Annotated in this window: 8 protein-coding genes; 3 read left to right on the top strand and 5 right to left on the bottom strand. The window is 38.6% G+C overall.

Translation table 11 applies throughout. The features are described 5' to 3' along the window. Positions 1-7: 7 nt before the first annotated feature. The 3 genes from PAUR_RS18820 to PAUR_RS18830 form a co-directional block, all read right to left on the bottom strand. Positions 8-553, bottom strand: a complete 546-nt coding sequence (locus tag PAUR_RS18820) for a GbsR/MarR family transcriptional regulator (protein WP_192509273.1) — start codon at positions 551-553, stop codon at positions 8-10. Between the two features lie 439 nt (positions 554-992). Further along, positions 993-2,660: an asparagine synthetase B family protein gene (locus PAUR_RS18825; protein ID WP_192509274.1), complete on the bottom strand. Its 1,668-nt coding sequence runs from the start codon at positions 2,658-2,660 to the stop codon at positions 993-995. A 190-nt stretch (positions 2,661-2,850) separates the two neighbouring features. Continuing rightward, the gene (locus tag PAUR_RS18830; RefSeq protein WP_192509275.1) at positions 2,851-3,990 is read right to left on the bottom strand and encodes a Na/Pi symporter; all 1,140 of its coding nucleotides are present in this window, start codon (positions 3,988-3,990) and stop codon (positions 2,851-2,853) included. A 374-nt stretch (positions 3,991-4,364) separates the two neighbouring features. On the opposite strand from PAUR_RS18830, the gene PAUR_RS18835 reads away from it, so the two are divergent. The 3 genes from PAUR_RS18835 (at position 4,365) to PAUR_RS18845 (ending at position 9,017) form a co-directional block, all read left to right on the top strand. After that, on the top strand, positions 4,365-6,314 hold the full coding sequence (locus PAUR_RS18835) for a sensor histidine kinase (RefSeq protein ID WP_225738566.1): 1,950 nt from the start codon (positions 4,365-4,367) through the stop codon (positions 6,312-6,314). A 284-nt stretch (positions 6,315-6,598) separates the two neighbouring features. Continuing rightward, complete coding sequence (locus tag PAUR_RS18840) at positions 6,599-8,407, top strand: DUF885 domain-containing protein (protein ID WP_225738515.1); 1,809 nt, start codon at positions 6,599-6,601, stop codon at positions 8,405-8,407. A gap of 109 nt (positions 8,408-8,516) precedes the next feature. After that, positions 8,517-9,017, top strand: coding sequence for a YcgN family cysteine cluster protein (locus PAUR_RS18845; protein ID WP_192509278.1), 501 nt, complete (start codon positions 8,517-8,519; stop codon positions 9,015-9,017). A 303-nt stretch (positions 9,018-9,320) separates the two neighbouring features. Here the strand turns inward: PAUR_RS18845 and PAUR_RS18850 are convergent, their stop codons facing one another. Both PAUR_RS18850 and PAUR_RS18855 read right to left on the bottom strand, forming a co-directional pair. Further along, positions 9,321-9,713 (bottom strand): hypothetical protein, encoded by a 393-nt coding sequence (locus PAUR_RS18850; protein ID WP_192509279.1) that lies wholly within the window; start codon positions 9,711-9,713, stop codon positions 9,321-9,323. Between the two features lie 327 nt (positions 9,714-10,040). Then, positions 10,041-12,209 (bottom strand): ATP-binding protein, encoded by a 2,169-nt coding sequence (locus tag PAUR_RS18855; protein ID WP_192509280.1) that lies wholly within the window; start codon positions 12,207-12,209, stop codon positions 10,041-10,043. Positions 12,210-12,233 lie beyond the last annotated feature (24 nt).

Consider the following 12,233-nt stretch of genomic DNA (forward strand, 5'->3'; position numbering starts at 1 on the left):
CTGCTTTTTACGACTTTCTAAGAAGCTTATCTTTTAAATCAATGACTTTACTGACAGATGAACCTAATTTCATTAAAGATTGAAGTTGTTCAGGTGATAAGCGTTGGAGTTCAGCTGACCATTTAGTGACGGTTTCCAAAAGGTCATGAATAGATTGCATTTGGTCTTGGGCATACTCCTCTTCGGGTGTGTTGGCGTTATCTAAAATTTGGCCTCTTAATAGAGTAAGTGTTGGATCTATTTCTCTTTTTCGACGTTCTTCAAATACTTTGTTTGCAAGGTCCCAAATAGACCCGTTAGGTGAATAGTACTCTTTACGGTCCCCTGGAATATGATGAACTTTGACAAGTTGCCAAGACTGCAACTCTTTGATCCCCATACTGACGTTGCCACGGCTGATTTTTAGTGCTTCAGCAATTTCATTAGCTGTAAGTGGTTTCTCATGAATGACGAGTAGCCCAACCATTTGCCCAATTGTCCGATTGAAGCCCCAGCGACTACCCATTTCACCGCAATGAAGCACGAAATTTTCTATTTTAGGAGATAAAATCATAGTTATTAAACTTTCAGTAATTATTGAAACTTTAATATATAGGGACATTTGATTTGGATCAAGCTTTTAATGAGGATATTTTAATCAAATAATAACAAGATTGATAAGTTGTTTTATAGATGCTGTAACCTTTTGTTTTAAATTGAATAAAAATATTAGTGAGTTTGATATGAAGCTTAATAAGCATCTAAAAGGAGTGCTATATTATTGTCCTGATTTGACTTTGAAATGGCGATAGCCAGAGATATCCTAGTAATTAGTTCAGGTGGAGTTGGATTAAATTGAAGGTCTGTGACTTTGGAGCACATTCAATTTAATCACAAGTTATTGGCGTTAAGGGCGGTTTGGGCCTAACAGGTAAGCTCAATGTGCTGTTGTTACTTAGGTGACTACTTCTAAGAAGTGAGCGCCTTGTTATTCAGGGCGCTACTTTAAAATATCAATTCATCAATAAGTGTTGCCAAACAGCTGTTAACCCAAGTGCATGCGCTAAAGTGCCGGATTTTTCCATTTCTGAATAACAAGATTGAATATTCTTCTCCTCGTTGATACCTATATATTTTAACACGGCCTCTAAGTTGTTAGCTGTGTCTTGATTATATTGATACTCAAACATAGGTATTGAACTTTTGCCAAAAAAATGACCAAAGCCAAACCGAGACGCAAGGCCTGGGTAGCGTTGAAATAACGTGAGTCCTTTATTTAGTGGTTTTGACGTTTTATCCCAGTTTATGGCGCCGAGCTTTGGCGATAATTTACAAATCGCTTTTCGATGAAATGCACTACTGACTTTAAAGCTCGCTGGCAACGAGCCTATCGCAGATACGACCTCTGGGGACAAAAATGGGTGGGTTCGATTGTAGTCTTCATCTAGTAACTGTTGACCTGCAACAACCATTCTTGCAGCCCGAACTTTCAAATAGAAGTTATCGGCAAATTGTGCTGCACTATAGCTATTGTCATTCAATGCTTGGAGTAATTCACGTACTTGCGCCTGTAATTGTTCAGCGTATTCAGGAAATAATTCAAAAGCCGTACGGGCTGTTTTTCCATATTCTTCGGTGATGTAGCGCTCAACTCTTGGCATTGTTAAACGGTTTAGGCATTTCAGACCGAAAGCTGAAAAACCAGGCATTCCTCGGTCATAGTAAAAAGCTCGATATGTTTCTGCACCTGTACCCGTCAGTAACGTGTGGTTTTTTGTGGCGGCGACAAGAGAAGCATCAATTAATGCATGTGCATGGTGGATTGGGACTTCTCCTTGTCCGGCCAGCGCAATCCGTTTACTATTTTCAATTGTGACATTTCCCGCCAGATCTGAGCTGGTAAAAAGTTCGATATTACAAATACTTGCAAGTTCAGCAGCAATTTTTGCATCTGCACTGTGCTTATTACCGTAGCATAAAGCAGGCAGTTTCATATTCAAAGCTTCGCAACAAGCAAGAATAAGCCGAGAGTCAAGACCGCCAGAAAGGGAAAGCATTGGGTTTTGACAGTTGTTAATGCTTGATCTGACAGATTCTACAACGGCTTCTACAGCGTCACTAAAGTTTGTCGTGCGACTAGCTGCTTCACTTAAAGTCGCTGTTTTAAGCTTGAACAGTCGCTCAGAAGATAACGATAAGGAAAATGTTGAACTTGCGCTGATGTGGTGAGTATTTTCCAAAATGCTCATTTCATTAAAGAGTTGACCAAAAGTCAGCATACATCGCATCGCATTAGAATTTAAAGCAATGGGGCGACCTAACATTTCCACTAAGGCTTGACGGCTTGATGAAACGATAATGTTGTCAGTATCTTGATAAAGAAACACTGGAAATAGGCCGTATAGATCTGCACCAGCGTAAATAGTTCGACTCAGTAAATTTATAAATAGCCAACTTCTGCCGGCTACGGTCGGTTGTTGATTTTGTTGAACGCCATGCCAAATTTCTCGGTCGCGCGCCTGCTGTGCGACATCGCCCCAAATCAATAAGTGACCACACTCATTTTTCATTTGAACAACAGCATGAGCGTCGCCATTGTATGTCACGTCAATATCATAAAATGACTCTGACAGAGTCGCTTTTGCATGTTCTAGGTTAAACTTAACGCTTAATTGTGACATATCAGGGTCCTACAGAAACAAGAGTGATATGTTTTTAAAGCAGTTAATATACCAACAAATGATCAAAATAAAGCTTATATTAATTAGAAGGTTAGCTTTATGTATAACAGGGAGACGCGGTTAAGTTTGCAATGTGCAAACCAATATGAAAAAAGCCAGCATAGTGCTGGCTTATTAACAATTGATTGTTTTAGCGAACTGCCATCATAATGAGTCCAGGTACGATAAAGAAGGAACCTAAAACGTATCCAAGCGCGGCTGGTTTGTTGTTAGCGCCTATTTTAGCGAGCTTTTCTGCCATAATCAGTGGCAACTCACGTAAGGTTGGGATCCCATATATTAGCGCTACCGCAAATATATTAAACATCACGTGTACTAGGGCAATAGTTAAGGCAACCTCGGCAGCAGCTCCCGAAATAGAGGTTGCAGCAAGCAATGCAGTGATGGTTGTTCCTATATTGGCACCTAATGTGAAAGGATAGATTTGTCGTGTATTAAACACGCCACTACCAGCTAATGGGATCATTAAACTCGTTGTTGTAGAAGATGATTGAACCATAATAGTCACCGCAGCACCTGAGGTGATACCCGCGACAGGACCGCGACCAATCGCACTGTGTAGTAATTCTTTTGCAGTGCCAACTAACGCTTTTTTAAGCAATTTCCCTAACGTGGTTACAGCAAATAGGATCAGGGCAATACCAATGACGACCATTGCAATACCAATGGCTTTACCATCGAGAAAGCTCACGGCGTCTTTAATTACATTAACCGCAGGTTTAACAAGAGGTTTTATAAAGTTATAACTTTTAAGGGATAAATCAGCATCGCCGACAAATAAATGAGATAGACTTTCAGCAAGTTTTTGTAACATGCCAAACATAATTTCTAAAGGTAGGAATATAGCGACTGCCAGTAAGTTAAAAAAGTCGTGTACCGTGGAGGCAGCAAAGGCGCGCTGAAACTCTTCTTTTGAGCGAATATGGCCGATTGAAACTAGTGTGTTTGTTATGGTTGTGCCAATGTTTGCACCCATGACCATAGGTATAGCGATACTAATTGGTAAACCACCGGCTACCAAGCCAACAATGACGGATGTTACCGTAGAGGATGATTGCACAAGTGCGGTGGCTAATGCGCCAAGGAGCAAAGCAACAAATGGGTTAGTTGCAAATTCAAATATTTCTTTTGCACCAGCGCTACCGCCTGAAGCAAGTTTAAATCCACCACTGACTGTTCCTACCGCAACGAGTACTAAATAGACTAGAAATGCGATTGCTGCCCAATTGGTAGCTTTTGAAAATAACGAATTTTGGTTTGATTCACTCATTGTATAGTCTCAAGTGTATGTCTAGCTCATTAATTAGGCTAATATGACGTTTTTATTTCGAGGTGATTAGAACATTGAAATATTACAGAAATATTTCAGTGTGATTAGAAATTCGGCGAATGGCAAAAAGTACTGATAAATTCATTACAATAGCTCTAATGAAAGTGCGAGTTTTAAATTTAAGGTATTGATATTAAATACCTTAATATACAGTTTGGTTACAGAGGATACACTATACCTATTTACATTACTTTACAAAGCTGCAAAGGAGGGGAGCCGGAAATTGCAAGTGCGTTAAATGAGAATGCTTCTCCATATTCTCTACATTTTTTAAGATTAAGCTATTGTTAATCAAAGAGAGAATTGTGACTACAATGAAGCTAGTAAATCTACTCCTGTTGCTAATGTGTACAAATTTGTTTGCTCAGGATGTTAAATTAACACTCACCAATAAACAAGTAGTCTATTCTGTAAAACCCAGTGCGCTTCATTATAACGATTTTTCTGAGATCATTACGTCGAAACAACAATTTATTGATCAACCGCAGTTGTTATCTCCTTTCAATTTAGAACAAAAAAAACCCCATAACCAGCAGTACGATCGGTGGCTTAAAGTCACAATAGTCAATGATTCAGATACGGCATTATGGTATCTCTCATTTGGATTTGCACGCTTACCAAGACTTATGGTGTATTGGGAAGATACACCGGATGATGCGCCTTTATATAAGCTGACTGAAGGTAGTTCTTTTTATGAACGGCCGGTGTTAGACCCACAAACCTATATCCCCATAGAACTGACCTCAGGGGAAACCAAAACGCTATATGTCAGTTACCAAACATTTGCCAATGCACCAGCCAATATCCGTATTCATAGCGCTGAACATTACTTGAATACATCACAATCGAGTTTGTTGACTAACGCAGCATTAGTTGGGGTGATTGCAGCAATTTTACTGATTGTCGTTGTTAATTTGTCATTTAATTTGAATATGACAAATGTATTTTATGCTATTTGGACTCTATTGTTTTTAGCTATCGTAGTCGATATGGCAGGGTTTTCATATCAATATCTTTGGCCTCAAAATGGACTCTTTGCAGGTCAATTTTCAATTGCGTTAATGGCCATTGTGCCAATATTCCATTTGTTATTCGTACGCGGCTTTTTACAGTTACAGCATCACCATTCATTACTGAACAGTATATATATCATTGCTATTACTGTGTATTGCCTGCTGGTGCCCGTAGCGCTCTATATTGAAACGGTGTACTACAACTTGTTAACAAGTACATTTATTATTCCATTGTTTGTGTACACATGTATTTGGGCGCTAAAGCAACAAGCCCCAGGGATCCGCGTTTTTTCATTGAGCCTATTCAATCATGTATTGTTTCTTAATGTATTAACGATAATGGGTGCGAGCTATGGCAACGTATTCGATGTCTTTGAAATTGCCAGTTACATTAAAATAGGCTATTTAGTTGAGGTTTCTTTGTTTACGGTTGCCATGGCAATTCAGCATAAGTCAGTTCAAAAGCAGCTTGTATTTCAGTTACAAAACCAAGTTAATTCGCTCAATCAGACTGTTGCATTTGAAAAGCGTACATCTGAGCAGCAAAAACAAGACATCAAGAAACATGAAGCGCAACTGTTTACGGATCTATCTCATGAATTAAGAACACCTCTTACGGTTATGAAAATTCAGGTGGAGTCATTGCAGCACAATATTGTTGATAACGTTCATGATTCATATACTAAACTGATGGATAAAATTGATGAGTTAAATCAATTTATAAATTCATTGATGCTTGTCACAAGTAAGGGGGATATGCATAAGTTATTGAAGGTTGAGTCGGTTTCCTTGGGGCCTTTTATTAATGAAGTCCATCAAGAGTGTCAGCATTTAGTCGATATGCGTCATCAAAGTTTGACGTTGCATAATCACCTTAATTCTATCGACAGCTTGAGCTTTGACTCCTCAGCATTAAAAAAAGTCATTATTGAGGTGGTAAAAAATGCATTGCGTTTTGGTGGTAGAAATGTCGAAGTGGAATTGAGCTTTGTTGAGCAGGTTGATGGTATTATCATCAGAATAGAGGACTCAGGAACACCGTTGACCTATGAAGCTCACCAGCAGCTTTTCCAACCGCTTTATCGCCAAGAAGCATCTCGCAGTGCGATGCTTGGAGGTAAGGGGATGGGCTTGGCAATGTGTAAAAAAATAATAGAAGCGCATCATGGTAAAATCGGTTCTCACAATAGCTTACTAGGTGGCTTGTGCATTGAACTGATATTACCACGCAGAATCGCTTCGGCAGCGTAACCTATAAGTCATATTAACCGATCATAATGTATAAGTCGGTTTCCTTTACAGGGTAAAACTCCACGTACTCGTACATCAAATACAGCATTCATTACTTAGCGAGATCCCTACTTTATTGATCACTTACATCGGGTGCTTTATTTATGGGGGGAATGACTTGGTATTTGGTTTGTATGTGATGACTTTAATGTGTTTCATGACTGAATTCCGATAAGTTATGGTTTAGTTAGATGTTCTCTGTCAGAATCGGACACTTCTAATAAAGTGATAAGGTAATGATAGTAATGTTTAAAAACGTTTCAATTGCAATAACTATTGGACTTATGGCAAGCGGTTGCCAGTTACTTGAGTCTAGTAACTCAGTAGAAAGCACAACTAAAATTCAAAAGCTTCGCTCTGCAAATGAGAGTATGGCATTGATTGCCAAAAGTTACTTTGATGAATCAATATCACTAAGACCTGTAAGCGGTACATTTATTGGCTATACCCAATACAATGGTCAGTTTAACAAGCCGAGTACGGAAGATACTCGACAAGCATATATCGAATTCTTAAAAAAATATCAAACACAACTGTCAATGATTGATAAGAACCAGTTATCTGGGCAAAGCCTGCTGAGTTATGATGTATTGTCACGTGATTTGGCCTTTTCATTAAGAGGAACGGAATTTCCGTCTTATATGATGCCAATTAACCAAATGACGGGGGCGCATAATACGTTTGCAAGTTTGGGTTCAGGTGCGAGTGCACAGCCTTTTAATACAGTCAGTGATTATATGAATTTTCTTTCTAGAGCTGAACAGTATTTTATTTGGCTTGATGGCATCATTGATAATATGCGGTTAGGTATTAAAAATGATGTTGTATTACCGCAAGTGTTAAGTGAAAAGCTCTTGCCGCAATTCAAAGCACATATCGTAAATAAAGCAGAAGACTCTATTTTTTGGAAACCAATCAAAAAGTTACCAGAATCCTTTAAAGAAGCAGAAGTTGCAAATTTACGTTCAAGCTATCGGATTATGATTGAGCGATCACTTGTACCTGCGTATACAAAAATGGCACGCTTTTTAGAAGAAGAGTATATACCGAATAGTCGCAGCTCTGTTGGGATAAGCGCTATACCAAATGGCAATGCATGGTATGAATATCAAATAGAACAACATACGACACTTTCACTAAGTGCGGATGAAATACACCAAACAGGTCTAAACGAAGTTCAACGAATTCGTAATGAAATGAACTGGGTTAAAGAGCAAGTACAGTTTCAGGGAGATTTGCAAGAATTTTTCATTCATTTAAGGGAGAGCGACGAATTTTACTTTGATTCTTCGCAAGACTTAATCGCAGCTTATGAAGATGCGAAACGTAGAATTGACGCCAAAGTTCCTTTGTTATTTGATGTACAGCCTAAAGCAGATTATGTCGTAAAAGCTGTTGAAGCATATAGAGCACAATCAGCCGCTGGCGCTTCATACGCAAGCCCTGCTCCTGATGGCTCCCGACCCGGTGTCTTTTATATAAATACACACAATTTAAAAGCACAACCTAAGTTTTTAGTTGAAACATTGTCAATTCATGAAGCCGCACCAGGGCATCATTTTCAAATTGCCTTACAACAAGAGATCAAAGACTTACCGTTATTTAGAAAGTTTGGGGGATATACTGTTTTTTCTGAAGGGTGGGCCTTATATGCTGAAAGCTTAGGGAAAGAACTCGGGTTATTTACTGATCCTCTAATGTGGTATGGCCGGTTAGTTGATGAACAATTAAGAGCGATGCGCTTAGTTGTTGATACCGGCTTACATGCCAAAAAATGGACCCGTGAACAAGCAATCGAATTTATGATTAATAACTCATCGATGGCAAAAAGTGATGTTATTGCTGAAGTGGAGCGTTATATCGCGTGGCCTGGCCAAGCTGTATCCTATAAAATAGGGCAGTTTAAAATTCAAGAGCTTCGAGCGCACGCTCATAAAGAATTAGGTGAACGGTTTGATATTAAAGCATTTCATCGTCAGTTATTGATCGATGGTGCGTTGCCTATGGTGTTACTTGAGAAAAAAATCAAGGCATGGGTTACGAATCAAAAATAGCGACTAGCTACTTAAAAAGCAAAAGTTCAAAAATATTATTTTGAACTTTTGCTTAAACGGCTGATGTTGCGTAAAATCGCGGCTTGGGGCAATCAGAAGTAGTGTATACGTGACTAAAAGACCGCTTTGGCTTTCAACAAGCCTTGAAAATATGACACAGCAGCAATGGGAATCTATCTGTGATGGGTGTGGGAAATGTTGTTTACACTCTTTCATTGATAGTGATGAAGATGATGAATTTGAAAGTACTGACTTTCTAAGAGAAGGTGAAGAGCTTATTTATACGAGCTTAGTGTGTCAGTATATTGATGAGCATACTTGTGGTTGCACACGCTACGAACAAAGACAGCAGCTTGTGCCATCTTGTGTAAAGTTGACAAAAGAAAACCTCAAAGACATATTTTTTATGCCACAAAGCTGCAGCTATCGCCGTTTGTATGAAGGTAGAGGTCTTGCAAGTTGGCATCCTCTGCTTAATGAAGGAGATAAAACCAAAATGCACCAAGCGGGGATCAGCGCCAAGGGCAGAGTCACGAAAGATAATATCGTGAACATAGAGTCAGATTTCGAAGATTACATTGCGGATTGGCCACAATTTGATTGTGATTAAGCGTGCTTTATAAAATGAAATTGATATAACAAATAATTAAACAGTAAAAGAATATAGGGCTACGCCTTCAAAATCTTACAGCTTCAATGCATTAAAAAGCAATGAAATAGGGCCCTTAAAACGGTTAAAATAGCGGGAGATTTAACGGAATTTTCGCATGAGATCTTAGACTTAAAAGTATCTTTAGAAATACTTGATCTATCTAACTCACGATAGCTTATCTTTGGATTCACAGCCTTTAAGCGCATCAAAGCTATTTTAAATGGCGTATTGCTGATGAGTTACGTACTCGACGAACAATCGTCAGATTAGCTCAATTGAATAAAGTAAACAGTATTTCCCCGTAGAACCTGTCCAGATGTGATCATCATGGCCACGAGCAATCATGGGTGAGTTTGAATGGTAAGCGGATAAAAGTACACCTAAATTAGCCTCAAAGCCAGGGTCTGTTTTTTTAAGCCAATAGCCATCAGCACAACTGATTTCCGAGTTACTAATTTTAAAAACGACATCTCCACCACCATGTTGTGAATATGTAATCACCGTTGTTACCGTACTAGAACTCGATGATTTTACTGAGGAAAACGCCTGAACACTAAGCAATAAGGTAATAGAGGCAAGTATAAATAACCTCAGCTCTGGATAAGCGAATTTGCTCAATAAAGCCATTTTTCTCACTGTCGGCGTTGCTTTCATTTGTAATAGCCCGCTATTACTGCATAAAAGCGCCTTGATATTGAATAAAATATCATCATTGGAATATACGTAAGTTTGTTTTCAAAACATTTTCTATTCCAAAACCCTTACCCAAACCTGAGGTTAAATAGTTTCATTGTAAACTTTTTTGTGTTTTTGGGCTCGTTAGCTTAAAAAGTAAGAGTTCCTTAAGTCTTTACTGAACAGCCCGCAATAATAGCATACTTGGAATAAAATACATTCCGGAAACACAACCGCAATCTATGTAAACACCCTGAGTATTCGTCCTATTAGTCTATAACTGGATAAAAGACATATAGTGCTAGTTTATGGCGTGTGGGGTAGACAGATTGTTATTTTGACCCCTCCCATCGAGCTTTGTTCTGCACTAATGTCACCTTTGTGAAGAGCGACAATTTGTTTGACTATCGCCAATCCGATCCCGTGACCGGAAGTGTTGGTCGTCGCTAAGTTAGGTGCTCTATAGAGGTGGTCAAAAATATGAGGCAAATGTTGTTTACTGATTGTAGGTGCAGAGTCTTCAACAATTAGCTCGAATGATTTTTTAGTAACATTTAGCTTTACCGCAATAGTGCCGGGCCGATGGGTATATTTAATGGCGTTATTGAGTAAGTTAGAAATAACCTGACGGATCCGTACAGGGTCAATGTATACTGCGTCAATATTAATTAAATTAGTGAAACGATATTCGAATGTATGTTGTGTGATTAGCATAGGCAACTCTGTTTCAAGTTGCGCTGAAAACTCAGTCAAACACTGTTTTTCTAATGCTACTTTAAAGGTCGCTTCTTCAAGTAATGCAATACCAGCTAAGTCATTCACTAAACAGTTGATGTCACCCAATTTATTATCAAGCCGCTCTAAGTTTTCATCATCTCTTGGAGAGATATTATATTGCATGGCTTCTAGTTGCAGTTTCGCAGCGGTGATAGGGGTGCTTAAGTCATGAGCGATTTGAGAAAATAATTTGTTTCTTTGTAAAAGAATTTGGTCTAAATAGGCGTTTTTTTGGCTGAGTAATGTTTTGTTACTGTGACTTCGCAAAAAGAAAATGACAAAAATCATACTGATTAGAACCAGTGCCAGCAATATCATCAGCGCATGATTCTGAGAGTTCGTTAGCTTAGCTTGTGTGCTAGAGTGGGCTAATTGACTATTTTTGATTAAGATGTCTTTATTTAAAGACTCTAACGAGTTTTGTACATAAGCCAATTCTTTATCAAGGTTTGTACTTGCATATTGCTTTTCGAGCTCCGAGAGCTGTTTTTGCCATTGATACGCAGTTATGTAGTTATGCTCTTTCGCTGATAATTCACTTAACATTTTAACCACAGCAATTTGGGTTAGGTTGAAATCATGCTTTTTTGCTTGTTTTAATACCTGTTTGGCAAGGTGTTTTGCCTGTTGTGTATTATCAAGTAAATAATGTATGCGACTTAGTTGAAGTAAACTGCTATTTTTAAGGTGATAGTCACCTTCGGCTTTATTTGCAACGTTGACAACATCAGTTTGAAGTTTGAGTGCCTCTTTTAACTTATTTTGTGCGGTGAGTATGAGTGATAAATTATGCTGTGCCCACGCGACATTGCGCTCACTTTTACTTGCTTTAAATGCATCAATTGCTTTTAAAGCATAGCGTTTCGCTGTGTCTTGATCACCTAATTTGTGGATGTTGAAACTGAGTTGGGTCAGGCTATGCCCCATGTGAGATAAATCCCCTGATTTTTTGTCTATTTCATACGTTTGTTTAAAGTAATTTACCGCTTTTTCATATTGGCCGATGTCAGAATACGATACAGCTATAGCATACAAGGTACCGGCCTTTTCATTGTCATTTAGCTCAAGTGACGTTTCAATTTCGAATTTCTTTAGCTTATACATGAGCGCCAACTTTATCTGATCGACTTGCTCAAGTAATCTTGCAATACTGTGATATAGCTCTGGGAGTAAATCAGGGGTGAGTTGTGCTTCAAAATTACTTAGATGGCGGTTTATTAAATTTATTCCCTCGTAATAGCGACCTGTGTTGTGGTACAAATTCGCTATATCGTTAATTGCTTTGGTATGTAGAGCAAAATCGGCTGATTTTTTGACAGTGGTAAGTGCATTGTTAAAGTGGGTTTCGCTGGCTGCATAATGGTGGTTGTTATAGAGTATCTTACCCAATGCAAGCCTTGTCTTTGCATGCTGTAAGGTATTTTCTTGCGACTGTAACAGCATTTGCTCAAGAATGTGTAGTGCTTGATTCCCTTGCCCGGTGTTGTCCAGCGATTTAGCCAACAATATAGTAAAGTCAACTTTCAGCTCTAAGTTCTTGGACTCGCTAATATGTGTATTTATTGAATTTAGAAATTCAATGCGATCAAGGTGATTATGCAAGGTGTGGGCGTGGAGTAACTGCGTACTAAGCGCACTCTGTTCTATGGCTAAGCTTGCATTTACCCAAAACAATAAACAGAATATAACCCTTGCCAAATTTGAAACTCATTAATCGTCGAT

The organism is Pseudoalteromonas aurantia 208, assembly GCF_014858725.1.
Taxonomy (GTDB): Bacteria; Pseudomonadota; Gammaproteobacteria; order Enterobacterales; family Alteromonadaceae; genus Pseudoalteromonas; species Pseudoalteromonas aurantia.

What these genes read in the sequence shown, in the direction of transcription:
- PAUR_RS18820 (WP_192509273.1), bottom strand. Translation starts at nt 553, where the DNA reads ATGATTTTATCTCCTAAAATAGAAAATTTCGTGCTTCATTGCGGTGAA.
- PAUR_RS18825 (WP_192509274.1), bottom strand. Translation starts at nt 2,660, where the DNA reads ATGTCACAATTAAGCGTTAAGTTTAACCTAGAACATGCAAAAGCGACT.
- PAUR_RS18830 (WP_192509275.1), bottom strand. Translation starts at nt 3,990, where the DNA reads ATGAGTGAATCAAACCAAAATTCGTTATTTTCAAAAGCTACCAATTGG.
- PAUR_RS18835 (WP_225738566.1), top strand. Translation starts at nt 4,365, where the DNA reads ATGAAGCTAGTAAATCTACTCCTGTTGCTAATGTGTACAAATTTGTTT.
- PAUR_RS18840 (WP_225738515.1), top strand. Translation starts at nt 6,599, where the DNA reads ATGTTTAAAAACGTTTCAATTGCAATAACTATTGGACTTATGGCAAGC.
- PAUR_RS18850 (WP_192509279.1), bottom strand. Translation starts at nt 9,713, where the DNA reads ATGAAAGCAACGCCGACAGTGAGAAAAATGGCTTTATTGAGCAAATTC.